Source organism: Castellaniella sp. (assembly GCF_047971665.1).
Lineage (GTDB): Bacteria > Pseudomonadota > Gammaproteobacteria > Burkholderiales > Burkholderiaceae_B > Castellaniella.
The window spans coordinates 88,729-113,637 of record NZ_JBKEAA010000017.1 but is presented as its reverse complement, the minus strand read 5'-3'; the positions used below and the strand labels follow the sequence as shown (position 1 = coordinate 113,637).

The following is a 24,909-nucleotide window of genomic DNA, read 5'->3' as shown; positions in this document are numbered from 1 at the left end:
TCATATAACTTGGAGCTGATTCGAACCAGAGGATTTTTGCCGGGAGGAGTTTCGCGATCTGGGGCGTGGCTGGTATGGATCACATAAACACATGATTATTAATATATTTTTTCATATGCCTACAGATTCTAGGTATATTCCCTAGGCCTGTGGTTTACGTCGTTCAGGGTGTCATTTTTGTTGTATGACATCACAATTAAAAATGATCCATCTGCTTACCGACAAGTAGAAAACTACTGATATCTGATATATCATATATCAAAATATACTGAGGTCAACCCAAGTGATCCATCACCACGACGATCCGGTCAAGGGAGCGCTGTCATTCGCGCTGGCGCCCATCCAGACGACCAGCCTGCGCGATGAAGTCCATGAAAGACTGCGTCTGGCCATCGTCTCCGGGTATTACAAGACGGGCGAGCGGCTCAACGAGCGCAAGCTGGCCGAGGAAATGGGGGTCAGCACCAGTCCGGTCAAAGAGGGCCTGCGGCGCCTGGAGGCCGAGGGGCTGGTGCGCACCGAGCCGCGGCGCGGCAGTTTTGTGACCTTTGCGGCGCGGCAGGCCGAAGAAATGACCCTCGCGCGCGCCGTCCTGGAAAGCCTGGTGGCCGGAATGGCGGCGCGGCATGCCAGCGCACAAGACCTGGTCCGCCTGCAAGCGCTGCTCGCGGAGATGAAAGCTGCCCTCGCGGAGGATGACGTCGATCATCTGGTGACGCTCAACAGCGCCTTTCACGAGACCGTCCGCGCGGCGTCGGGAAGCACGTATCTGCATGGCCTGGTCAATTCCCTGCATGCCTTCAGTCTTGGCACGCGGGTCGCGGTGCTGTCGGACAGACAGGTCCGCGCCGAGTCGCTGAATGAACACACGGCGATCTATCAGGCGATTGTCCGCCGCGATGTGGCGCGGGCGGAATCCCTGATGCGCCGCCACATCACGGCTGCCGGCCAGGCGCATGTCGAATTGCTGTTTCACGCCGTCCAGACAACCGATGGAGCACACACATGACTGACGAGCAGTATTGCAAGGCCCTTCGCGGCGTATCCGGCGTACATGCCACGGCCTACAAGGACGACGGGGAAATCGATGCGGCGCTCACGGGACGGATCGTGCAGCGTATCGCCAGGGCGGGCGTGCACAATATCGTGGCGGGCGGCAATACGGGTGAGTTTTTCAGCCTGACCGATGCCGAGATCCGTCAGCTGCATGTCATCGCTGTCACGGCGGCCGCCGGTGGCGCCGCCGTGACAGCCGCCGTGGGCCGTTCCCTGAAAGAGGCCATCGCCACGGCCAGGGCGGCAAAGCGCGAAGGTGTCGATGGCGTCATGGTGCATCAGCCGCGTGATCCATTTGCCGCGCCGATGGCGCAGATCGACTATTTCCTGCACATCGCCGATGCCGTCGACCTGCCCGTGGTCGCCTACGTGCGCGCGGACGACATTCCCCTGGCCGGACTGGTGCGTCTGGCGACGCATCCGGCGATCGCGGGGGTGAAATTCGCATCCAAGGATCTGATGCTCTTCGGCGACTGCATCCGGGCGACGCAGGGACTGAACGCGACCTGGATCTGCGGGCTGGCCGAGCGCTGGGCCTTGCCTTTCTATGCGCTGGGCGGCGCCGGCTTTACGTCGGGCCTGGTCAATGTGGCCCCCGAATTGTCGCTCGCCACCTGGCAGGCCCTGGAGGCCGGCGATTACGCGCGCGCCCGCGACCTGGTGAACCTGATCGCGCCGTTCGAGGACATGCGGACCCAGTTCCGCGACGGGGCCAACGTGACGGTCGTCAAAGAGGCCCTGCAATTGCAAGGGCTGCCGGTCGGCCAGGTGCGGCTGCCTGGTCTGCCGGCGCTTTCGGGGCAGGACCGCCAGGCATTGCATCAAATCCTGAATTCCTGGAAACAGGCGTCCGCGGCCTGATCAGCGGTAATCACTTTCATTAGAAATGACTCGAGGAGACAGCCATGACCCAACACTTTTCCCGCCGCGGCTTTCTGGCCGGCGCCGGCGCCCTGGTCGGCGCCGGTGTGCTTGGCGCGCATAGCCCCAAGGCACAGGCCGAGATGGCGCCGCTGGCGCTGAATATCGTCGATGCGGCCGGCAATCTGGCCCTGACGCGGCCGATTTTCGACGAATTCGCCGCGCAGAACCCGAGCCTCGTGTCCCGGTTCGTCTACAGCAATGCGCCGGCTCCGCAACTGCCCACCAAGATTCAGGCTCAGCAGCGGGCCAAGCGTGTCGATATCGACATGGCCATCATCGGCCCCGATGCGATGTCCGAGGGATTGCAGTCCGATCTCTGGCTCGACATCATGTCGATGCCCGATCATGGGCTGCCCGATCTGCAAAACCTGTACCAGCCGCCCGCCTGGCGGATGCAGGCGCTGACGCAGGGCCGGGGGGTCACCGTGACCTACTATCCGTCCGGGCCGTTGCTCGAGTACATGCCGGACATGGTGTCCGAGGTGCCCCAGACGCCCGAGGAACTCCTGGCCTGGGCCAAGCAGAATCCGGGGAAATTCATCTACGCGCGCCCCGCCAATTCCGGCCCCGGCCGGACCTTTCTGATGGGGCTGCCGTACCTGCTCGGGGATCGCGATCCGCGGGATCCTGTCAAGGGCTGGGACAAGACCTGGGCCTACCTGAAGGAACTGAATCAGTACATTGAATACTATCCCTCGGGCACATCGGCGGTCATGCGGGAACTGGGCTCGGGCGCGCGCGCCATGACGGTGACGACGACGGGCTGGGACATCAATCCCCGCGCGCTGGGCGTCGTGCCCGCCAAGGCGCAGGTCGGACGGTTCAAGGATTTCCACTGGGTCTGCGACGCGCATTATTTCGCCATTCCCAAGGGCGTCTCCCCGGAAAGAGTCGCGGTGCTGCTGGAATTCATCAAGTTTGCGCTGCAGCCCAAGCAGCAGGCCTACACCTACGATGCCGGCTATTTCTATCCCGGTCCCGCCGTCAAGGATGTGCCGCTGTCCATGGCGCCGCAGCAAAGCCAGGACATCATCAAGAAATTCGGCCGACCCGAATATGCGTCGTGGATCGCCGACTATCCGATCGAACTGCCGCTCGATCCCCGTCCGCTGGTCGCGGCCTTCCATCGCTGGGATCAGGAGATCGCGGCCTCCAAATAGCGGGCATGCTGGTTGCCCGTCCCCCGCCGGTTCCTGAAAGCTTTCGCCTCGAATCATGAAGATCACTTCCATCGAAACTCTGCAGCTGCCTCATCTGGACAACATCATGTGGGTCCGGTTGCATACCGACGAGGGGCTCATCGGACTGGGAGAGGTCTTCCGGGGGACGAGCGCGGTCGCCGCCTATCTGCATCACGACGTCGCGCCGCAGATTCTGGGACAGGATCCGCGCCAGATCGACCGGATTTCGAACCTGTTGCTGTTGCCGTACAACGGGTTCCGGTCTTCGGGTGTGGAGATCCGCGCCGCGTCGGCGGTGGATGTGGCGTTATGGGATATCTTCGGTCAGTCCGCGGGACAGCCCATTCACCAGATGCTGGGCGGGCTGTCGCGCCCGACCATCCGCACCTACAACACCTGCGCCGGCTACATGTACAACAAGACCGGGGCGCGCCGCTACATCCAGACGTCCGATCATCCCGAGGGGCCTTACGACGATCAGATCGCCTTCAGCCGGGATGCGGGCGCACTGGCGCGCAGCCTGCTGGACGAGGGCATCACGGCCATGAAGATCTGGCCCTTCGATCCCTATGCGGTTCAGTCGGGCGGGCACTTCATCCACGCCAGCGATGTGGATCGCGCGCTGACGCCTTTCCGGCAGATCCGGGACGCGGTGGGCGATGCCATGGAGGTCATGGTCGAACTGCATTCGATGTGGGATCTGCCGGCCGCCCTGAAGATCGCCCGCGCGTTGCAGCCGTTCAATCCGTTCTGGGCGGAAGACCCGATCAAGATGCTCAATACGCAGGCGCTGGCCTCTTATCGGGCGCATGCGGGCATTCCGGTCTGCGCCAGCGAGACGCTGGCGACGCGCTCGCAGTTCCTGGATATCCTCCAGGCGGACGCCACGGACTATGTCATGCTCGATGTGTCCTGGTGCGGGGGGCTGTCCGAGGCCAAAAAGATCGGCACGTTGGCCGAAGCCTTCCAGCGTCCGGTCGCGCCGCATGATTGCACGGGGCCGGTGACTTTCGCCGCCGCGATCCATCTGTCGCTGAATCTGCCCAATGCCGTTTTCCAGGAGTCCGTCCGCGCCTATTGCAGTTCCTGGTACCGGGATCTGGTGACGGTCATGCCCCGCATCGAAAACGGCCAGATCCATCCCCTGACGGAACCGGGTCTGGGTCTGGCCCTGTCTGATGCGGTGCTGGATCATCCGGATGTGATGCGCCAAGTGACCTCGTCGTGATCCACGCGCGGCGGAATGCGGCCGTCAGGTCGCATCCCGCCTGCCGTCAACGCGGTTTTCTGTATTGCTGATACAGGCTCCAGAGAATCGATGCGACCGAGAGCGCCAGGAAGCTCGCCGAGAGGGGAGAGGTCAGAAAGCCGCTGAAACTCCCGTCCGAAAGCTGCAAGCCCCGCCGCAGATTGGTTTCCGCCATCGGGCCCAGGATGAAGCCGATGATGAAGGGCGGCAGGCTGATGCCGACCTTGATGAAGCCATAGCCGATGAGGCCGAACAGCAGGATGGTCCAGACGTCGAACAGGCTGCTGTCCAGGCCGAAGGCGCCCACCACGCAGAGCACCAGGATGATCGGCAGCAGGATGTGCTTCGGGATGGCGAGCAGCTTGATGAAGATCCGCAGACCATAGAACTCGCAGACCAGCATCATGATGGTCGACAGCACCAGGGCGACGAAAATCGTATAGACCAGCGCCCCCTGGGACACGAACAGCAGGGGCCCGGGCTGGATCCCCTGGATCATGAACCCGCCCAGCATCACCGCCGTGACGGCGTCGCCCGGGATGCCCAGCGTCAGCAGCGGCACCATGGCGCCGCCGATCGAGGCGTTGTTGGCGGTTTCAGAGGCGACGACGCCGTCCAGAATGCCCGTGCCGAATTTTTCTGGATGCTTGGAACGGTTCTTGGCGACGATGTACGAGACGATGTTCGATGTGCCGCCGCCGATGCCGGGCAGGATGCCGATGCCGGTGCCGATGATGGCCGAACGGATGCAGTTCCAGCCCTGACCGAAGAACTCCTGCATGGAAAAACCGAATCCGCGGACGTTTTTCATGCTGATCGTGCCGATGGTCGCCTTCTGCTCGTGCTTGACGGTCTCGGCGACATTGATGATCTCCGAGATGGCGAACAGGCCGATCAGCACGGTCAGGATCTGGAAGCCGCCGTTCAGATCGGCATAGTCGAAGGTGAACCGGGGAATGGCATCGACCGGGGCAATCCCGACGGTGGCAAAGCCGAAGCCCACCACGCCGGAGAAAATGCCCTTGATCATCGAGCCGCTGGCCAGGGTGGCAATCAGGGTCAGGGAAAACACGGCGATCGCGAAGTACTCGTGCGGTCCGAACCGCAGCGCGACCTTGGCCAGGGTCGGCGCGATGAAGATCAGGGCGGCGATACTGAGCATCGTGCCGATGAACGAGAAGACGATCCCCGCGCCCAGCGCCTTGACCGCCTCTCCCTTGGCCATCATGGGGCCGCCGTCGAAGGTCGTTGCGATTGATGAGGGGGTCCCCGGGATCTTGAGCAGAATGGCTGAAATCAGCCCCCCCGACGTGCCGCCGACGAACAGCGCGACCAGCAGCGAGATGCCGGCGCCCGGAGCCAGGGTATAGGTGATCGGCAGGAAGAGGGCGACCGCCATGGTCGAAGTCAGGCCCGGAATGGCGCCGAAAATGATGCCGACGATGGTGCCGAACAGCACCAGGCCGAACACCTGGAATGTGAAGACAGCTTCGATGCCTTGTTCTAACAGGGATAACATGAGCGTCTCTCCTAGAGTCCGAGCACGCCGACCGGCAGAACCATGTCGAAGGCGTAGCGGAACAATGCGTAAATGACCACGGTCGTGAGGACGGCGATCAGCACGTACCCGGGGATGCCGGGCTTTTTGTCCGATGGGGTCAGGACGATGAACTGGATCACCAGATAGGCGATGGTCATCAGGAGAAAACCGACCGGTTCCAGCAGGGCGATGTAGGCGACGATCAGGCCGATGGTCTTGAAGACCGTCAAGTAGTCGGTCCGGGTCTCGGCGGACTCGGCGGACTCGATCGCTTCTCGGGTGTCGAGCTTGCGTACCGCCAGCAGTTGCAGGATGCCCAGCAGGATCATCAGCGTGCTCAGCACATAGGGAATGAAACTGGCGTCCACAAAACCATACTGGTTCTGGATGTGCTCTATCTGACTGGACAACAGCATGTATCCCAGACCGGATGCCAGCATGATGAAGCCGACGACCAGTTCGCGTTTCTTGATTCTGTCCATGGCAGGAGGTCCAAAAATGCTTGAATGGATGGGGCCGGCCGCGGCCGGCCCCCCGTGATGCTCAACCGGCTCAGCGCTTCTTCAGGAGATCCTTGTACTGCATCAGGTCGTCGCGGATGGCGTTGAGTTTCTGCACGGCCTGCTCGGTCGGGTAGAACGTGACCGGTTGTTTGAACCCGTCTTTCAAGGCCTTGGCATAGCCCGGATCCTGGGAGATTTTTTCCATGATGTCGGACATTTTCTTGACGATCTCGGGGCTCGTGCCCTTGGGAAAGGCAATCACGTACGGCTTGGTCATGTCCAGCTTGCTGCCCTGTTCATCGAAAGTCTTGATGTCGCCGAGCAGAGGGTTGGGTGTGCTGCTGTACTGGGCCACCATCGCCATGTCGCCGGTCTTCTGGTAGTCCTGCACCGCGCCGTAGGAGATCGAGGCCAGCGAGATGCGACCGCTCAACAGCGCTGGAATTTTGTCCGATACAGACCCCACATCGACGAACTTCATCTGGATCCCGGCGACCTTCTGAAATATCAGTCCCTGCAGGTGCGAGAAGCCGCCGAATTCCGTGCCGTAGATGACGGCGCCAGGGCCCTCCTTGGCTTTCGCGATGACGTCACTGACGGATTTCAGGCCGGAGTCCTTGCTGGCGACCAGGACGACGCTCTTGTCGACGGCGGGAATGCAGGCGATCGTCAGCTTGTCGTCGAACTTGTGTTTGGTGAGACCTGAGACCTCGTTGACGATCAGCATGCCGATATGACCGAACATCAGCGTATTGCCGTCGGGCGCCGCGTTTTCCACCTTGTTCATGCCCATTGTGCCGCTGCCGCCGTTGATGTTGGTGACGATCATGGTGGTGCCGGTCAGCTTTTCGAAATAGCGGGCCATGGTCCGGGCGTTGAAATCGGTATCGCCTCCGGCGCCGGCGGGCACGACGACCTGGATGGGTTTGTTGGGCCAGGCATCGGCGGCCCGGGCGGCCAGCGGCATGAGGGTGGTCAGGGCGACCACCAGTGAGGTGGCGGTCAAGGTGCGGAAGGATGGCTTCATGGTGTCGTGCTCCTCTGTGGTTTATCGGGGTGTCATCCGGGGAAAGGCGGTGGTCCCGCGGCCGCCTCGGGGACCCTGTGCGTCCCAGGGGCGGGCCGTGCGGGGGCGGGCGATGTTTCAGGGGCAGTGCGCCCGGGCCTGGGTCCAGCGGCGCGCCTGTTCGCTCAGGCTCAGGCCCAGGCCCGGCAGGTCGGGGACGGTGATCCGGCCATGCTCGATCCGGGAGGCTTCGTTGAACAGCGGGCTGAGCCAGTCGAAGTGCTCGATCCAGGGTTCCTCGGGGTAGGCGGCCGCCAGATGGACGTGGATTTCCATGACGAAGTGCGGTGCCAGGCCGATGTGCTGCCGCGCGGCGCGATCCATCACCTTGAGAAAAGGGGTGATGCCGCCGATGCGGGGTGCATCGGGCTGCAGGATGCGGATCGGGCAGCGGTCCAGCAGGATTTCGTGCTCGCGCTGGCTGGCGAGCATCTCTCCGGTCGAGAGGGGCGCCTCGGTCATGGTGGACAGTTCGGCGTAGCCGGCGTAGTCATAGGTATTCAGCGGCTCTTCGATCCAGGTCAGGTCCAGCGGCGCCATGCGTTCGCCCGCCCGGCGCGCTGCGGCCAGATCCCATTGCTGATTGACATCCACCATGAGGGGAACGGCGTCGCCCAGTTTTTTCTTGACCGCGTGCAGCCGTTTCAGATCCTGGTCCAGATCGGGCTGGCCCACCTTGATCTTGATGCCGCCGATGCCGAATGCCAATGAGGCATCGATGTTGTCCAGCACCTGGTCCAGCGGTGTCGACAGATAGCCCCCCGAGGTGTTGTAGACGCGGATGGAATCGCGGCGCGCACCCAGCAGTCTGGAGAGCGGCAGTCCGGCTCGCCGGGCGCGGATGTCCCAGAGGGCGATGTCGAACGGGGCGATTGCGTGCATGACCAGCCCGCTTTGTCCGATCGAGGCCAGCGCCCAGGACAGCTTGTCCCAGAGTCCCGCGATGTCATCGGCCTCCTCGCCGATCAGCAGCGGGGCGATTTCCCGGGCCAGCTCATACAGCGCGGCGCCGCCCGTGCGCAGGGTGTAGGCGAATCCAAGGCCCTCGTGTCCGGTCTGCGTCTGCAGCCGGACAAAGACCAGCATGACCTCTGTCAGCGGTTTTTGCCGGCCGGTCAATACCTTGGCGTCGCTGATGGGGACGGTCAGGGGCAGGCGGATGAGCGAAACCTCGGCGTTCCGGATGGCATCCCGATGCGCGGGGGTCCATGCCGCGCCGGCATGCGGGAGGATCGACGGTGTCGGGGCGTCCGATGGCGTATCGGGCTGTGCCTGCTCCTGAGAGGGTTCAATGGCGTTCATGTGTGTCTCTGATGGGGCGCGCGTGAGGATTGGACGTGGAGGCATCCAGGCCTTTCTGCTTGACCGCTTGTAAGTCATCATATAAGTACATGATTCATCGAAGCAAGATTTTTGTGCTGACGATGGGGATCTTCGGGTTGAAATCCATATAAATCAGATTGTAACATCATGATTTATAAGAGAAAAAACTTATTCGCCGATGGGATTAGGTATATTCCCTAGTAGATGAGAATATTCTCGAATCACTACAGTGATCTTGTTGTATGACAACAGAATACCCCTTCTGCAAGGCTTCTCATGAAACTCAAGACCGTCAAGATCACCCCCATCGCATTCAAGGACCCTCCGCTGCTGAATGCGGCCGGCATCCATGAGCCCTATGCGCTGCGCACCATCATCGAACTGGAAAGCGACACGGGCCGGATCGGCCTGGGGGAAACCTATGGCGACGCCCCCATCATTGAGCTGTTGCAGGCCTTGCAGCCGAGCCTGATCGGTCTGGACCCCTTCGACCTGAATGGCCTGCGCCGGCGCGTCCAGGATGTCGTCACCCGGACGCAGGTCAGCGCCAATACGGCCTACCGGCTTGCCCCGGGGACGGACCCGGCCAAGAATGTCCAGAAACTGTATTCCGCACTGGAGGTCGCCTTGCTGGACATGCAGGCGCGTCATCTGGGCGCGCCGCTGGTCGATCTGCTGGGCGGTCGCGCGCGTGACGCGGTGCCTTTCAGCGCCTATCTGTTTTTCAAGTACGCCCGCCATATCGATCCCGTCTATCCCGACGACGCCTGGGGCGAGGCTCTGACGCCCGGGCAGCTGGTGGCGCAGGCCGAGACCATGATCGATCAATACGGGTTTCAGAGCATCAAGTTCAAGGGCGGGGTGCTGGAGCCCGAGCAGGAGGTGGCCTGCGTTCAGGCGCTGGCCGCCCGGTTCCCGGGCATGCCGCTGCGCATCGACCCCAATGGCAACTGGTCGCTGGCCACGGCGATCGAAATGGGCAAGCGGCTGGACGGTCTGCTTGAATACTATGAGGATCCGTGCCCCACGCTGTCGGACATGGCTGCGCTGCATCAGGCGACCGGCCTGCCTCTGGCCACCAATATGGTGGTGACGGACATGGCGCAGTTTCGCGAGAATGTCGCCGTCAACGGCTGTCAGATCATCCTGTCGGATCACCACTACTGGGGCGGATTGCGGGACACGCAGCTGCTGGCGCGCATGTGCGAAGTATTCGGCATGGGACTGTCCATGCATTCCAATTCGCATCTGGGCATCAGCCTGATGGCCATGGCGCATGTGGCGGGCAGTGTGCCGACCCTGAGCTACGCCTGCGATACGCACTATCCCTGGCTGGATCCCGATGAGGAGGTCGTGGCCGGGGGGCATCTGCGGTTCCGGGACGGCGCCGTCGTGCTCGGCCATGAACCGGGGCTGGGACTGGAGATCGATCAGGCGGCGCTGGCCCGGCTGCACGAGCAGTACCTGTCCTGCGGGATCCGGTCGCGGGACGATGCGGCGCAGATGCGCAAGTACCGGCCTGGCTGGAGTGGCAAGGCGCCGCGCTTCTGAGCGCGGCCCAGGCCGGGGCGGTTCAGGTCACCGGGCCTGGATTGAACAGGACCAGATCGTTGGTCACGCCCCAGTGCTCTGCCCAGGTCTTGCGGCCGCTGGCGACCTCCAGAATGCGTTCGAACAGCGCCTGGCCGACCTCCTCGATGCTGGCCTCGCCGCTGGCGATCCGGCCGGCATCGATGTCCATCAGATCATGCCAGCGGCGCGCCAGATCGGAGCGTGTCGCGACCTTGATCACAGGGGCCTCGGCCAGGCCGTAGGGGGTGCCCCGGCCGGTGGTGAAAATATGCACATTCATGCCGGCCGCCAGTTGCAGGGTGCCGCAGATGAAGTCGCTGGCCGGCGTGGCGGCGTACAGCAGGCCTTTGTCCTGCGCCCGTTCGCCCGGCGGGACGACGCCGCGGATCGGGGTGCTGCCGGATTTGATGATGGACCCCATCGCCTTTTCGACGATGTTCGACAGGCCGCCGCGCTTGTTTCCCGGCGTCGTGTTGGCGCTGCGGTCCGCCCGGCCGCGCTGCAAATAATCGTCGTACCAGGCCATCTGCTCGATCAGCGCCTGGGCGACTTCAGGCGAGGCGGCGCGCGAGGTCAATTGGTCGATGCCGTCGCGCACCTCGGTGACCTCGGAGAACATCACGGTGGCGCCCGCGCGCACCAGCAGGTCGGTGGCATGACCCACGGCGGGGTTGGCCGTGGCGCCTGAAAAAGCGTCGCTGCCGCCGCACTGCACGCCGACCACCAGATCGGCGGCCGGACAGGTTTCGCGGCGGCGGTGATTGAGGCGTTCCAGATGGGTCTCGGCCATTGCCAGAATGTCATCGATCATGCTGCCGAAGCCGACATGCTGTTCGTCCTGCAGCCGCACCAGATCCGGGTGCGTTTCGCCGCGATCCTTGAAGCGTTCGGGCATCATGCGCTCGGGTTGCAGCTTTTCGCAGCCCAGGCTGACCAGCATGAGTTCACCGCCGAAATTTGGATTCTGCGCAATGTGCCGCAATGTTTTGACCGGGATCGACGCGCCGGGCGCGTCAATGGCCACCCCGCAGCCGTAACCGTGGCGCAGCGCCACGACGCCATCCACGTTCGGATAGCGGGGCAGCAGTTCCCGGCGGATGCGTTCCAGGGCGAATTCCGTCACGCCGGCCACGCATTGCACGGTCATGGCGATGGCCAGGATGTTGCGGGTGCCCACCGAGCCGTCCGCGTTGCGGTATCCCTGAAAGGTATAGCCGGTCAGGGGCGCCAGCTCGGGCGCCGGGGCGGTGCAGATGGGCAGGTCGTCAAGCGCCGGGGCGGGCGGCATGCGCATCACGGCCTCGTAGACCCAGCTGCCTGCGGGCAGGGCCCGGGTGGCGTGACCGATGATCACGCCATAGCGCACGATGGAGCCTCCTTCGGGGATGTCGCTCAGGGCGACTTTGTGGCCCTGGGGGATGTTCTCAAGCAGGGTCGGGCCATCGGCAATGCGGGCGCCGGCAGGCAGCCCCCGGTCATTGGCGATGATGGCGACATTGTCCCCTGCGCGCATGCGGATCATGCGAGGGATCTGAACCGTAGGATGAGTGGCTGGCACCTGGAGTCTCCTTGTTGTCACCTCATCATACAACTAGGGATTTATGCTGACAATCCTGTTTGCAGAACAAGCGTTAAACTGTTGCCCTATGTGGTGATTCATTAAATTTTAATTTGAATGCAAGATTCACAAGATGTCGTCATATAAGTTATCTCTCGCGGAATGCAGTATCATGAACCGTCCGAATTCATAGGCTCCCTCTATGGCCTCCGTCCCCGTTCGTCGTTCGCGCAATCTCACTCAGAATGTCGTCGCTGCATTGTCCGAACGCATCCGTCACGGAGAATTCCACGTCGGCGAAAAACTGCCGACAGAGTCCGCGCTGATGGAATCCTTCGGAGTCAGCCGTACCGTCATCCGCGAGGCGATCTCGCGCCTGCAGGCGGCGGGTCTGGTCGAGACCCGGCATGGCATCGGGACGTTTTTGCTCGAACCCCGCAACGAACAGCAATTGCGCATCCGCACGGAAAACATCCTGACCATGCTGGATGTCCTGGCGATCCTGGAATTGCGGATCAGTCTCGAGACCGAGGCGGCGGGGCTGGCCGCCTTGCGGCGCACGGATGCGCAGATCGAGCTTCTGCGCGGCATTCTGGACGAGTTCGCCGTCCATATCCGCAAAAAAACCGGCAATGCGGTGGTCTCCGACGTGGCCTTCCATCTGGCGGTGGCGGCGGCGACCGGCAACCGCTACTTTCACGACATTCTCAAGCAGTTGGGCAAGGCCATCATCCCGCGGACGCGGATCGACTCGGCGGCCCTGGCGGAAGACGACCGGACCGCCTACCTGAATCGTGTTCATGTCGAGCACGAGAATATCTACCAGGCCATCGTGCGCAAGGACCCGGATGCGGCGCGCGCCGCGATGCGCACGCACCTCACCAATAGCCGGGAACGGCTGCGTCGCGCCCAGGAAGCCGCTGAGCAAGAAGCCTGACGAGGCGTCTGCGGGCGCGGCGGCAGGGGATGCCGGCGCTGCTTGCGTCATGCCACCGGCCCATGCCTGTCCAGACGGCCGGGCTGCTCGTCCAGGCGGCGGGACGATCGATACATATGTCGTCGTATAAGAAAGAAAATCCTGGGGATTTCGCAAGTTCCTGCTGAAATCATCCTCTATTTTCCCTCTGTATCAGGGTATACGCTAGGCCGGGCGAATTTTTGTTGTTGAGTCATGCGCTATGTCATATGATAACGTATAACTTAAACATAAGGCGGTGTGACGCCCACCTTCTCAGATCAGAGGACACCACGCATATGACGACTTGCCAGGAATTGAAGGAAATCCTGAGGGATGGACTCCTGTCGTTTCCCGTCACGGATTTCGATGCCCAGGGGGACTTTGATCCCAAGGGTTACCAGGCTCGCCTGGAATGGCTGATGCCTTTTGGCGCCCGCGCCCTGTTCGCGGCTGGCGGCACAGGGGAATATTTTTCCCTGACGCTGGAGGAGTTTTCCCGCGTGGTGGATACGGCCGTGCGCACCTGCCAGGGGCACACGCCGATTCTGGCGGGGGCGGGCGGTCCGACGCGCACGGCGATCGCCTTCGCCCGCGAAGCCCAGAGCAAGGGCGCTGCCGGCATCCTGCTGATGCCGCACTATCTGACCGAGGCGCCCGAAGAGGGCATCGCCCGGCATGTGCGCGAGGTCTGCGATTCGGTGGATATCGGTGTGCTGCTCTATAACCGCGGTCAATGCCACCTGTCGGCTCCGTTGCTGGAGCAACTGGCCGAGCAATGTCCGAATCTGATCGGGTTCAAGGACGGCGTGGGCAACGTCGAGCACATGGTGCGGGTGCGCCGCCGCCTGGGCGACCGTTTTGCCTATCTGGGCGGCCTGCCCACCGCCGAGGTCTTCGCCCAGGCGTACCGGGCGATGGGGGTGCCGGTGTATTCGTCGGCCGTCTTCAACTTCGTGCCCGAAATGGCCACGAGGTTCTACGAGGCCGTCAAGACCGGAGACGACGCGACCGTCGGCCACCTGCTGGATACGTTCTTCCTGCCGATGCTGGAAATCCGCAACCGCAAGGCCGGCTATGCCGTCAGCATCGTCAAGGCGGGCACGCGCATCATCGGCCGTCCGTCCGGGCCGGTGCGCGCGCCACTGGTGGATCTGGATGCCCAGGAAGAAGCCGCGTTGCGCAAGCTGATCGAGGCGATCTGATCAAAGGAAGGCCGACATGCCTGACGATTCCCCCAAGGCGCAATCCTGCCACCGCATCCTCTTGACCGGGGCTGCTGGCGGCCTGGGCAAGGTCCTGCGCGAGACATTGCGGCCTTATGCGCAGATTCTGCGGCTCTCGGACATCGCCGAGACAGCCCCGTCCGACGGGCCGCATGAGGAAGTCATCCGCTGTGACCTCTCCGACAAGGATGCGGTCGATGCGCTCCTGGAGGATGTGGATGCGGTCGTGCACCTGGGGGGGATTTCGGTGGAGCGGCCTTTTGAGGAAATCATCGAGGCCAATATTCGCGGCACGTATCACCTCTATGAGGCCATGCGTCGGCAAGGGGTGCGGCGCGTGGTGTTTGCCAGCTCCAACCACGTCATCGGCTTTCACCGGCAGGGTGTGCGCCTGGATAACCGCTCGCCCCGCCGTCCTGATGGTTATTACGGTCTGTCCAAGTCTTTTGGCGAGGACCTGGCGTCCTTTTATCAGGATCGCTACGGAATCGAGACGGTCAGCATCCGGATCGGATCATCTTTTCCTGCGCCCCGCAATCGCCGGATGATGTTCACGTGGCTCAGTTACGATGACCTGACCGATCTGGTGCGGCGCGGCCTGTTTACCCCGGATGTGGGGCACACGGTGGTGTATGGCGCCTCGGATAATCGCGATGGCTGGTGGGACAATGCGGGCGCGGCCATCCTGGGCTATGCGCCCAAGGACAGTTCCGAGCCATTCCGCGACTCGGTCGAGGGCCAGCCGGCATTGCCGGCAGACGATCCGGACATGGTCTATCAAGGCGGCGCGTTCACCGCCGCCGGTCCCTTCGAAAAGACGCCGCCCGTGCGGCGCGCCACGCGTTCTGCCAGCGAGGCCGAACTGGTTCTGCATCTGCGCAATCAGACTGGTGAAAGTCCGGTCTGGCATCCGGGTGAACAGGCCCTGTATTGGGTCGATATTCCGGCTGGTGTCTTGCACCGCTGGCGGCTGCGTGATCAGCAGCACACCAGTTGGCGCACCGATCAGCAGATCGGCTGTATCGCGCGTTTGCAGGAAGGCGGGTGGATCGGCGCCATGGAGGATGGCATCTACCGCCTGAGCCTTGATGCCGATCAGGTGCTGACCACAGACCGGTGGGTCGATGTCGCGCATGCGCGATCCGGCATGCGTTTCAATGACGGGCGCTGCGACCGCCAGGGCCGGTTCTGGGTGGGGACCATGCTGATGGATATGTCACAGGGCGCGTCGGTCGGCGCGCTCTACCGCATGACGGGGCGTGGCGACAGCCTGCGCCTGGACCTGATGGGCGAGGATCTGATTGTCCCCAACGGCATGTCGTTCAGTCCGGATGGCCGCACGATGTATCTGTCTGATTCCCACCCGTTGCGTCAGTGTGTCTGGGCCTGCGACTATGACATTGAGGCGGGGCTGCCGGGCGACCGTCGCCTGTTCATCGAGGCGTTGGCGGGCGGCCGGCCCGATGGCGCCGCGATCGATGCCGAAGGATGCTACTGGATCTGCGGGAACGATGCGGGCATGGTGCATCGCTATACCCCGGAAGGGCGGCTCGATCGAAGTTTGCGCGTGCCGGTCGCCAAGCCGGCCATGTGCGCGTTCGGCGGGGCGGGGCTGGATACCTTGTTCGTCACCTCGATCCGCATGCCAAATGCGGCCCCGCATGGATTGGATGGGGCGGTGTTTGCGTTAAGACCCGGGGTCTGCGGGGTCGAGGAACCGGCCTACGCGCGCTGACGCATTCCAGCGGCCCGCATCGTGGGTCGCTTTTTTTAGCCGTTTTGCAGTACCTGTGGTTCGTTAAGCAGTTTCAACACTCAAATCCATCTTGGAAATAGAGAGGCAGACATGTCTTATTTGAATCTGAAACGTGCTGTGCTTGCCGGTATCGCCGGCATCCTGCTGTCCGCGGGGACGGCTCAGGCGCTGGAGCTGCGCTCGGCTGACATTCATCCGGACGACTACCCGACGGTGCTTGCCGTCAAGAAAATGGGCGAGCTGATCCAGGAGCGCAGCGGCGGGCGCATCACCGTCAAGGTGTTTTCCGGTGGTGCGCTGGGCAGCGAAAACGACTCGATCGAACAGGTCAAACTGGGCGCCTTGACCATGGCCCGCGTCAGTAGCGCGGCCATGCACAACATCTGTGAGGTCACCCGTGTGCCTTCGCTCCCATTTCTTTTCACCTCCACAGAGCATCTGCATAAAGTGCTCGACAGCGACATTGGCGATCAGATGCTGCGCTCGTGCGAGCAGGCCGGGTTTGTCGGCCTGGCCTGGTATGACAGTGGTGCCCGATCGATGTATTCCCGGGACAAGCCGATCCGCAATGTGAGCGACGCCAAAGGCATGAAGATCCGGGTGCAGCAATCCGATCTGTCGGTGGCCATGATCGAGGCGATTGGCGCCAATGCGACGCCCATGCCGCTGGGCGAGGTGTATACCTCGCTGAAGACGGGCCTGATCGACGCGGCGGAGAACAACTACCCCAGCTATGAGAGCGGGCATCACTATGAGGTGGCGAAATACTATTCCAAGACCGAGCACACCATGACGCCCGAGATGCTGCTGTTCTCCAAGCGCCAGTGGGACAAGCTGCCCGAGGCCGATCGCAAGATCATTCAGGATGCGGCCCGCGAGTCCGTGGCCTACATGCGCAAATTGTGGGCCGAGCGTGAGAACAACTCTCTTCAGATCGTACTGAAAGGCGGAGCTGAAGTGGTCGAAACCGACAAGGCCTCGTTCCAGGCCGTGATGAAACCGGTCTACGATCGCTTCGTGACGACGGACGAGATGCGGGATCTGGTCAAGCGCATCCAGGCGGTGAAATAAGATGGGGCGCGTCGACACCCCGGCCAGTGGTTGGATCCACTGGTCGGATGGCTACACGCGCGCCTGCGCAAAACTGGCGCGATGGTGCATGCTGCTCAGCGTGGTGGGCATGGTCGCCTTGCTTTCGGCCGTCCTGTTCCAGGTTTTCGGGCGCCATGTGCTCAATAACACGCCGACCTGGGCCGAGAGCCTGTCCCTGTTGCTCGTACTCTATGTGACCATGATGGGCGCGGCGGTCGGCGTGCGTGACGGCACACATATCGGCTTTGAATCACTGCTGCTGCTGGTGCCGGCCGAACATCGCCGTCCCTTGCTGCTGCTGGTGCATGCGCTGGTGCTGATCTTCGGCCTGCTCATGGCCTGGAATTGCGCGGTGCTGGCCGAGTCCGTGCATACGTACAAGATTCCCAATCTGGGACTGTCCGAAGGCTGGAAATATGTGCCGGCCACCATCGCGGGCGTGCTGATCATTCTGTTCTCCGCCGAACATATCATCGCTGTTCTACGCAATAAGAAGGTGGAACCCTCATGGCGTTGACCATTCTTTCCCTGGCCTTCGCGGCCTTTCTGGTGATCGGTGTGCCGGTCGCCTTTTCCATTGGACTGGCGTCCATCACCGCGATCGTCTACGAGGACCTGCCCATTGCGGTGGCGTTCCAGCAGATGACCTCGGGGATGAATGTCTTTTCATTCCTGGCCATCCCGTTTTTCATCTTTACGGGGGAATTGATGCTGTATGGCGGTGTCGCGGACCGCATCGTTGCCTTTGCCAAGGCATTGGTAGGGCATGTGCGTGGCGGTCTGGGCATGTCCAATGTGCTTGCCTGCACGCTGTTCGGCGGGGTGTCGGGCTCGCCGGTGGCCGATGTGTCGGCCATGGGTTCGGTCATGATCCCGATGATGAAGCGCGAGGGCTATCATGCGGACTATGCCGTCAATGTGACCACGCATGCCGCGCTGGTCGGCGCCCTGATGCCGACCAGCCACAACATCATCATCTACACGCTGGCGGCGGGCGGCAAGGTCTCTATTGCCGCGCTGATTGCCGCCGGGGTCGTGCCGGCCATCCTGCTGACGTTGTGCAACCTTGTCGCCGCCTATCTGGTGGCGCGCAAGCGCGGCTATCCTGCCGGCACCTTCCCGGGCTGGTCGATCGTGCTGCGTTCCCTGGTGGCGGCCGTGCCCGGCATATTGGTGGTCGTGCTGATCATCGCAGGGATCCTGAGTGGCGTATTTACGGCGACTGAATCGGCGGCCGTGGCGGCCTTGTATGCATTGCTGCTGACGGCGCTGGTCTATCGTTCCCTCAAGTGGCAGCAGTTCGTCGCCGCGGCGGCCAAGGCCGTCAAGACGACCGGTGTCGTGCTGCTGCTGATCGGAATTTCCGCGACTTTCGGCTATCTGATCGGCTTCTATGGCGTAGCGGAAAAGACGGGCGCGCTGATGGCGTCTGTCTCGGATAACCCCTGGGCCATCTTCCTGATGGTCAATGTCGCGCTGTTTGTGCTTGGCACATTCCTCGACATGGCCGCGACGATCCTGATCTGTACGCCGATCTTTCTGCCCATCTGCATGCAGTATGGCATGGGGCCGGTTCAGTTCGGGATTGTGATGCTGTTGAATTGCGCCCTGGGGCTGAACACGCCGCCAGTGGGAACCACACAGTTCATCGGCTGCGCCATCGGGCAGGTTTCGGTGGGGACGGTCATGCGCACGATCTGGCCTTTCTATGGCGCTCTTCTGGTCGCCCTGGCGTTGGTCACTTATGTGCCGATCTTTTCTCTGTGGCTGCCCGGCCTCCTGTTGTCCTGATCTCGGGCTGCCCGCATGATGTCTACCGTTGTCTTGCCGCGTCGGACTGCTGTGGCGATCCTGCTTTGCGTGGGATCGCTGTTCGCGGCCAACCATGTGGCGGCCCGCCTCGCCTTTGACGATCAGGCGGGGCTGCTGCTGGCCATCGTCTGTCGTTCGGGACTGACTTTGCTGGCGCTGGCTGGCTTTGTGCTGTGGCGCCAGCCGCGTCTGCGTCTGTCGCCCGGCGTGCTCAAATGGCAGATTGTGCTTGGTTTGTTGATTGCCTTGCAGAGCCTGTGTCTGTACTCGGCCGTGGCCCGGATTCCGGTCGCGCTGGCGCTGCTGATCGGGAACACGTTTCCGATTCTGTTGGCGCTTCTGACATGGGCGCTCGGCGGCCTGCCGCCCACGCGTCGCGCTTGCCTGCTGATGGGGCTGATCCTGTGCGGGCTGATTCTGGTGCTGGATCTGCCCGCCTGGTTATCGGCCTCGGCGTCCATGCCGACGGACTGGAAGGCGGGGATCGGCTTTGCCTTCATGGCCGCCTGCGTGTTTTCCTGCGGGTTGTGGATCACGGAGCATCGTCTGTCGGCTTTGCCCGGCGCTGTGCGCAGCCTCTACACCATTTTGATCGTGTTCTGCGGGATGCTGGTGGCCGGGGCGGCAGGTGTAGTCTCCGGCGGCATGGATATGCCCGCCGGCAGCCAGGGCTGGGTCGCTCTGGCTGCGCTGTCGGTTCTGTACGCGACGGCATTCACGGGCCTGTTTGTCTTCGTGCCGCGTCTGGACATGGCGCGCAATGCGCCCGTGATGAACATCGAACCCGTGGCAAGCCTGCTGTTCGGTTGGCTGATGCTGGATCAGGTCTTCAGCGGCTTGCAGCTGTTGGGCGGCGCCGTGGTGCTGAGCGGCATCGTGCTGCTCGCGTATTCCAGACGGCGCTGAGGCCCTCCCCCCACGTCGCGGCCTGCATGCCGCTTCGATTCGGCAGGCACAAGATCCCCGGCTGTTGGGGCATCCCCTCCCCACGTCGCGGCCTGCATGCCGCTTCGATTCGGCAGGCACAAAATGGTCCGCAGGGACCATTTTGTGTCCTGCCTCATCCCGAGTTTCTCAGGCCGGCGGCGATGCCGTTGATGGTCATGTGGATCGCTCGCTGATCGCGCGATTCCTGTTCGTCGGCGCGGCGCGTGGACGGCTGGCCGGAGCGCACGCGGCGCAGCAGTTCCACCTGCAGGTGATTCAACGGATCGATATAGGCGAAGCGCTCGGCCAGGGCATCGCGCAGAGGCGCGTCGTGCGCCAGCAGATCGTGGCCGGTGACGACGCGAAAGACATCCCGTGTGGCCTGGTATTCGGTGGCGATGCGCTCGAAGATCCGCTTGCGCAGCGGTTTGTCGGCGACCAGTTCCGCGTAGGCGCGGCCAATGGCGAGATCGGTCTTGGCCAGCACCTGTTCCATGTTGGACAGCAAGGTGCGAAAGAACGGCCAGTCCCGCGCCATGGTCTGCAGATGCTCCAGGCGTGCCTCGCGTGACAGGGCCCGGTCGGGGCCGCCTTCGGACAGGTAGCGCGAGAGCGCCGTGCCCATCCCGTACCAGCCGGGCAGGGGCAGACGGCACTGCGCCCAGGAAAACGACCAGGGAATGGCGCGCAAGTCCTCGATGCGCTGCAGGGCCTTGCGCGAGGAGGGACGCGAACCGATGTTCAGGCCGGCGATCTCGCGGATGGGCGTCGAGGCAAAGAAATAATCCGTGAAGCCCTCTGTCCCGTAGACCAGGTCGCGATAAGCGTGCCGGGCGGTTTCCGACATCCAGGCCATGGCGTTGCCGTAGCGGGCGGCGTATTCGTCCTCGGCCCGGGTGGCCGGCGAGCCGGAGGCCAGGCTGGCCTCCAGGGTGGCGGCGACGAACAGTTCCAGGTGTGAGCGCCCGACCTCGGCATCCTTGTAGCGCCCCTGGATGATCTCGCCCTGCTCGGTCAGGCGGATCTGATGGTTCACCGTGCCCGGAGGCTGCGACAGGATGGACTGGTAGCTGGGACCGCCGCCGCGGCCGACCGAGCCGCCGCGGCCGTGGAACAGGCGCAGGCGGATGCGGTGTTTGCCGAACACCTCGACCAGCCGCCGCTCGGCCTGGTAGAGCGACCAGTTCGAGGTCAGGTAGCCGCCGTCCTTGTTGCTGTCGGAATAGCCCAGCATGACCTCCTGGATGCCCTGCTGCGCGTGCCGCACGCGCGAGGCGACCTCGGGCAACGACAGCCAGGCGTCCATGATGTCCGGCCCGCGCTCCAGGTCGGGGATGGTCTCGAACAGCGGCACCACCATCAGCCCGCTGTCAGGGGCCGGTGTGTTCGTCGTGGAGGGGGCGATCAGGCCGGTTTCCTGTTGCAGGACCAGGACCTCGAGCAGGTCGCTGAGGGTCTCGGTATGGGACACGATGCTCTGCCGCAGGGCGGCGTGGCCGAATCGGCGGCGGCAGTCGGCGGCCATGCGCAGGATGGCCAACTCTTTGGTGGTCTCGGCCGAATACTCGATCCAGGGCGACACCAGGGGGCGCGCCTCGTGCAATTCCTGGCGCAGCACGCGGACGCGGTCGGCTTCGGACAGCCGGGCGTAGCGCACGGACTTGCCATCCAGCGTCACACGCGCGTGGCGCATCAGTTCGTCGAGCACGCGTTCGTGCACGTCGGAGCTTTGCCGCAGGTCCACCGTGGCCAGGTGCAGGCCAAAAATGCCGACCGCCTGGCGCAGGTGCGTCAGGCGCAGCCGTGCGACCAGCGTGCCATGGTGCTGATCCAGCGATTCGGCCACGATGTCCAGGTCTTGCGCCAGTTCCGCCGCCATGCCGTAGGCCGGGGCGTCGTAAGTGCTGCGCCGGGCCAGCCGCCGGCCGGTCAGGGCCAGAGCGGTGGCGGCCAGCCGGGCATAGATGTGGATGCAGGCGCGGCGATAGGGCTCGTCCTGGCGGTGGGGGGACGGGTCCTGGCTGGCGTTGGCCAGTTCGGCCAGGGCCGGGGTGACGTGCATCAGGGACTGCGAGACCGACAGTTCGGCGCCCAGCTCGTGGACCTCGGTCAGGTAGTAGCGAAGGACGTGCGTGCACTGGCGCAGCAGCGCCTGCTCCAATGTGCCGGCGTCCACGTTCGGATTGCCGTCGCGGTCGCCGCCGATCCAGCTGCCCATGTGAACGAATGGCGGCAGCGGGGTGTTGTCCACGTCGAACACGGTACGTGCGGGCTTGCGCAGCAGCGCGCCCATGTCCAGATGGAGCTGGGGCAGGGTGCTGAAGAAGGTGCTGGTGTAGTAGGACAGCGCGTTGTCGATCTCGTCGAGCACGGTCAGCTTGCTCTGGCGCAGCATGCGGGTCTGCCACAGCGCGGCAATCAGTCCGGTCAGGTGTTCCTGCAGCCGGGCGGCTTCCAGGGGCGCGTGGGGTACATCCAGCTGGCGCAGATCCCGGGCGATGGACTGATGCAGATCCAGTGTGCTCTTGCGCTGGACTTCCGTGGGATGGGCGGTCAGCACGGGCACGATGCAGGCCGAGGCCAGTTGCTGGCGGATGCGGGCGCCGGACAGACCGGTCGCCTGCAACAGATCGACTGCATGCCGCAGGCTGCCCGGGACGGCGGGACCCTCGGTCTGCCATTGCTGTCGCTGGCGGCGTGTCTGGTCGCGGTCCTCGGCGATGTTCGACAGGTGCAGAAAATAGCTGAAAGCGCGCGCCACGGAGTTGGCCTCGCCGTCGGCCAGACGGCGGATCAGGCGCTCGAGGATGCGGCCATTGCGATCCTGGCCCTCGCGGCGCAGTTTGACGGCGGCGCGGCGCAGTTTCTCGATGACATCGAAGACCTCGCGGCCCTCACAGTCCCGGATGACCTCGCCCAGTGTCCTGCCCAGCAGCCGGATATCTTGTCGCAGGGGGGAAACGGGTTCGTTCGGGGTTGCGGGCGTCACGGGGTCTCCTTCTGTAGGGCTTCATTTATCATAAGCGTTTTTGCCCCTTCTGTTTCCAGGACAGCCGCTATGCCGCACTATCGTTCCCGCACCTCGACCCACGGCCGCAACATGGCCGGCGCGCGCGCCCTCTGGCGCGCCACCGGCATGAAGGACGGGGATTTCAGCAAGCCCATCATCGCCGTGGTGAATTCGTTCACCCAGTTCGTGCCGGGCCATGTGCATCTCAAGGATATGGGCCAGCTGGTCGCGCGCCAGATCGAGGCGGCGGGAGGCGTGGCCAAGGAATTCAACACCATCGCGGTGGATGATGGCATTGCCATGGGGCACGACGGGATGCTGTATTCGCTGCCTTCGCGGGAACTGATCGCCGATTCGGTCGAATACATGGTCAACGCGCACTGCGCCGATGCCATGGTCTGCATCTCCAACTGCGACAAGATCACCCCGGGCATGCTGATGGCGGCCATGCGGCTGAACATCCCCACCGTGTTCGTGTCCGGCGGGCCGATGGAGGCCGGCAAGGTCATCGCCAAGGATGGCAAGACCGTGGTGCGCAAACTCGATCTGGTCGATGCCATGATCGAGGCCGCCGACCCCGACATCACCGACGAGCAGGCCGAGACAGTCGAGCGCAGCGCCTGCCCGACCTGCGGCTCCTGTTCCGGCATGTTCACGGCCAATTCCATGAACTGTCTGACCGAGGCCCTGGGTCTGGCGCTGCCGGGCAACGGCACCGTGGTGGCCACGCATGCCCGGCGCAAGGGGCTGTTCGAACTGGCGGGCACCCTGATCGTGCAATTGTGCAAGCGCTGGTACGAGCAGGACGATGCTTCCGTCCTGCCGCGCAACATTGCCACGTTCGAGGCTTTCAGCAACGCCATGACGCTGGATGTGGCCATGGGCGGGTCCACCAACACGGTGCTGCACCTGCTGGCCGCCGCCCAGGAGGCCGGTGTGGCCTTCACCATGGCCGATATCGACCGGATTTCGCGCCGCGTCCCTTGCCTGTGCAAGGTCGCTCCGGCCACGCCGGATTACCACGTCGAGGACGTGCATCGCGCCGGCGGCATCCTGGGCATCCTGGCCGAGCTCGCCCGCGCGGATCTGCTGGATCTGAACGTGGGCAATGTGCATGCCGGCACGCTCGGCGAGGCCATCCGGCGCTGGGACGTGCTCGGCGAGCAAGGCGCGGGCGTGGCGGACTTCTATCGTGCGGCGCCGGGCGGCGTGCCCAGCCAGACAGCTTTCAGCCAGGACCGTTACTACGAGACCCTGGACCTGGACCGCAAGGCCGGCTGCATCCGTGACCGCGCGCACGCCTATTCGCAGGATGGCGGCCTGGCCGTGATGTACGGCAATCTGGCGCCCAATGGATGCATCGTCAAGACGGCCGGGGTGGACGAGAGCATCCTGACCTTTACCGGTCGCGCACGGGTCTACGAGAGCCAGGAAACCTCCGTTCAGGGGATCCTGGGAGGCGAGGTCGGGGCCGGCGATGTGGTCATCATCCGCTACGAGGGCCCCAAGGGCGGTCCCGGGATGCAGGAAATGCTCTATCCCACCTCCTACCTGAAATCCATGGGGCTGGGCAAGTGTGCCGCCCTGCTGACGGATGGCCGCTTTTCCGGCGGCTCTTCGGGGCTGGTCATCGGTCATGCCTCGCCCGAAGCCGCCGAGGGCGGTAACATCGCCCTGGTCGAGGACGGCGACACCATCGAGATCGATATCCCCAACCGCCGCATCCACCTGGCGATCGATGACGAGACGCTGGCGGCGCGCCGTGTCGCCATGGAGGCGCGTGGTTCCATGGCCTGGAAGCCCGCCAATCGGCAGCGCCAGGTCTCCCAGGCGTTGCGGGCCTATGCGGCCCTGGCGACCTCGGCTGACCGGGGTGCGGTGCGCGACGTGGGACAACTGGGCTGATGCCGCGAGGCGGATGTCACAAAGCCCGAAGCGTGGTGTGAAGAGTCCAATGTCACACGTCTGATGCGACGAGTCTGAAGCCACGGGATGGCTGACAGGCCAGGGCGACGGCCCGCAAGCCGCTGCCCTGTGACGGGGCGCGTTGCCGCCCCGTTTTCATGCGTGTTCGATGGGGACGCCTCCGGGGTCTTCAGGGTAATTCCGAATTCATAGTTATATGACGACATATCACAATAAGCGGATATGGTTCATAA

19 protein-coding genes and 1 pseudogene are annotated in these 24,909 nt (G+C 63.4%); 14 read left to right on the top strand and 6 right to left on the bottom strand.

Annotated features, from left to right (window positions below; translation table 11 throughout):
• Positions 1 to 283 precede the first annotated feature (283 nt).
• Genes ACK5JE_RS06670 through ACK5JE_RS06655 form a run of 4 tightly spaced genes read left to right on the top strand, consistent with a single transcriptional unit; the run spans position 284 to position 4,389 of the window.
• On the top strand, positions 284 to 1,009 hold the full coding sequence (locus ACK5JE_RS06670) for a GntR family transcriptional regulator (protein ID WP_416800912.1): 726 nt from the start codon (positions 284 to 286) through the stop codon (positions 1,007 to 1,009).
• Positions 1,006 to 1,917 (top strand): dihydrodipicolinate synthase family protein, encoded by a 912-nt coding sequence (locus tag ACK5JE_RS06665; RefSeq protein ID WP_416800911.1) that lies wholly within the window; start codon positions 1,006 to 1,008, stop codon positions 1,915 to 1,917. Before ACK5JE_RS06670 ends, ACK5JE_RS06665 begins: the two co-directional genes overlap by 4 nt.
• Positions 1,918 to 1,961: 44 nt before the next feature.
• Positions 1,962 to 3,140 carry an extracellular solute-binding protein gene (locus tag ACK5JE_RS06660; protein ID WP_416800910.1) on the top strand — a complete coding sequence of 393 codons (1,179 nt, stop codon included), beginning with the start codon at positions 1,962 to 1,964 and terminating at the stop codon, positions 3,138 to 3,140.
• Positions 3,141 to 3,195: 55 nt separating this feature from the next.
• Positions 3,196 to 4,389 (top strand): mandelate racemase/muconate lactonizing enzyme family protein, encoded by a 1,194-nt coding sequence (locus ACK5JE_RS06655; protein WP_416800909.1) that lies wholly within the window; start codon positions 3,196 to 3,198, stop codon positions 4,387 to 4,389.
• A gap of 46 nt (positions 4,390 to 4,435) precedes the next feature.
• Here ACK5JE_RS06655 and ACK5JE_RS06650 read toward each other — a convergent pair whose 3' ends face one another.
• From ACK5JE_RS06650 to ACK5JE_RS06635, 4 genes are all read right to left on the bottom strand, one after another.
• Positions 4,436 to 5,929, bottom strand: a complete 1,494-nt coding sequence (locus ACK5JE_RS06650; protein ID WP_416800908.1) for a tripartite tricarboxylate transporter permease — start codon at positions 5,927 to 5,929, stop codon at positions 4,436 to 4,438.
• Between the two features lie 11 nt (positions 5,930 to 5,940).
• Positions 5,941 to 6,432: a tripartite tricarboxylate transporter TctB family protein gene (locus ACK5JE_RS06645; RefSeq protein WP_416800907.1), complete on the bottom strand. Its 492-nt coding sequence runs from the start codon at positions 6,430 to 6,432 to the stop codon at positions 5,941 to 5,943.
• Between the two features lie 70 nt (positions 6,433 to 6,502).
• Entirely contained in the window at positions 6,503 to 7,480 is a 978-nt protein-coding gene (locus tag ACK5JE_RS06640; protein ID WP_416800906.1) for a Bug family tripartite tricarboxylate transporter substrate binding protein, read from the bottom strand.
• A gap of 117 nt (positions 7,481 to 7,597) precedes the next feature.
• On the bottom strand, positions 7,598 to 8,821 hold the full coding sequence (locus ACK5JE_RS06635; RefSeq protein WP_416800905.1) for an L-talarate/galactarate dehydratase: 1,224 nt from the start codon (positions 8,819 to 8,821) through the stop codon (positions 7,598 to 7,600).
• Between the two features lie 297 nt (positions 8,822 to 9,118).
• Here ACK5JE_RS06635 and ACK5JE_RS06630 point away from each other — a divergent pair, with 297 nt between their 5' ends.
• Complete coding sequence (locus tag ACK5JE_RS06630) at positions 9,119 to 10,393, top strand: glucarate dehydratase family protein (RefSeq protein ID WP_416800904.1); 1,275 nt, start codon at positions 9,119 to 9,121, stop codon at positions 10,391 to 10,393.
• 22 nt (positions 10,394 to 10,415) lie between these two features.
• Here ACK5JE_RS06630 and garD read toward each other — a convergent pair whose 3' ends face one another.
• Positions 10,416 to 11,936, bottom strand: a complete 1,521-nt coding sequence (gene garD / locus ACK5JE_RS06625) for a galactarate dehydratase (protein WP_416800903.1) — start codon at positions 11,934 to 11,936, stop codon at positions 10,416 to 10,418.
• 238 nt (positions 11,937 to 12,174) lie between these two features.
• On the opposite strand from garD, the gene ACK5JE_RS06620 reads away from it, so the two are divergent.
• The 8 genes and pseudogenes from ACK5JE_RS06620 (at position 12,175) to ACK5JE_RS06585 (ending at position 19,719) form a co-directional block, all read left to right on the top strand.
• Positions 12,175 to 12,909, top strand: a complete 735-nt coding sequence (locus tag ACK5JE_RS06620) for a FadR/GntR family transcriptional regulator (protein ID WP_416800902.1) — start codon at positions 12,175 to 12,177, stop codon at positions 12,907 to 12,909.
• Between the two features lie 317 nt (positions 12,910 to 13,226).
• A complete protein-coding gene (gene kdgD, locus ACK5JE_RS06615) occupies positions 13,227 to 14,132 on the top strand; it encodes a 5-dehydro-4-deoxyglucarate dehydratase (RefSeq protein ID WP_416800901.1) in 906 nt (301 codons plus the stop codon).
• Positions 14,133 to 14,148: 16 nt separating this feature from the next.
• Positions 14,149 to 14,964 (top strand): annotated as a pseudogene (locus ACK5JE_RS06610) (NAD-dependent epimerase/dehydratase family protein); the annotation flags it as partial.
• Positions 14,965 to 15,015: 51 nt separating this feature from the next.
• Positions 15,016 to 15,888, top strand: coding sequence for an SMP-30/gluconolactonase/LRE family protein (locus tag ACK5JE_RS06605; protein ID WP_416800923.1), 873 nt, complete (start codon positions 15,016 to 15,018; stop codon positions 15,886 to 15,888).
• 111 nt (positions 15,889 to 15,999) lie between these two features.
• Positions 16,000 to 16,980, top strand: a complete 981-nt coding sequence (locus tag ACK5JE_RS06600) for a TRAP transporter substrate-binding protein (RefSeq protein WP_416800900.1) — start codon at positions 16,000 to 16,002, stop codon at positions 16,978 to 16,980.
• A 1-nt stretch (position 16,981) separates the two neighbouring features.
• Positions 16,982 to 17,518, top strand: coding sequence for a TRAP transporter small permease (locus ACK5JE_RS06595; protein ID WP_416800899.1), 537 nt, complete (start codon positions 16,982 to 16,984; stop codon positions 17,516 to 17,518).
• The gene (locus ACK5JE_RS06590) at positions 17,509 to 18,792 is read left to right on the top strand and encodes a TRAP transporter large permease (RefSeq protein WP_416800898.1); all 1,284 of its coding nucleotides are present in this window, start codon (positions 17,509 to 17,511) and stop codon (positions 18,790 to 18,792) included. The genes ACK5JE_RS06595 and ACK5JE_RS06590 overlap by 10 nt, the downstream gene beginning before the upstream one ends.
• A gap of 51 nt (positions 18,793 to 18,843) precedes the next feature.
• The gene (locus ACK5JE_RS06585; RefSeq protein WP_416800897.1) at positions 18,844 to 19,719 is read left to right on the top strand and encodes an EamA family transporter; all 876 of its coding nucleotides are present in this window, start codon (positions 18,844 to 18,846) and stop codon (positions 19,717 to 19,719) included.
• A 154-nt stretch (positions 19,720 to 19,873) separates the two neighbouring features.
• On the opposite strand, the gene ppc is transcribed toward ACK5JE_RS06585, so the two are convergent.
• Positions 19,874 to 22,729 (bottom strand): phosphoenolpyruvate carboxylase, encoded by a 2,856-nt coding sequence (gene ppc, locus ACK5JE_RS06580; RefSeq protein ID WP_416800896.1) that lies wholly within the window; start codon positions 22,727 to 22,729, stop codon positions 19,874 to 19,876.
• A gap of 69 nt (positions 22,730 to 22,798) precedes the next feature.
• Between ppc and ilvD the strand changes: the two genes are divergently transcribed.
• Positions 22,799 to 24,655: a dihydroxy-acid dehydratase gene (ilvD, locus tag ACK5JE_RS06575; RefSeq protein WP_416800895.1), complete on the top strand. Its 1,857-nt coding sequence runs from the start codon at positions 22,799 to 22,801 to the stop codon at positions 24,653 to 24,655.
• Positions 24,656 to 24,909: the final 254 nt, after the last annotated feature.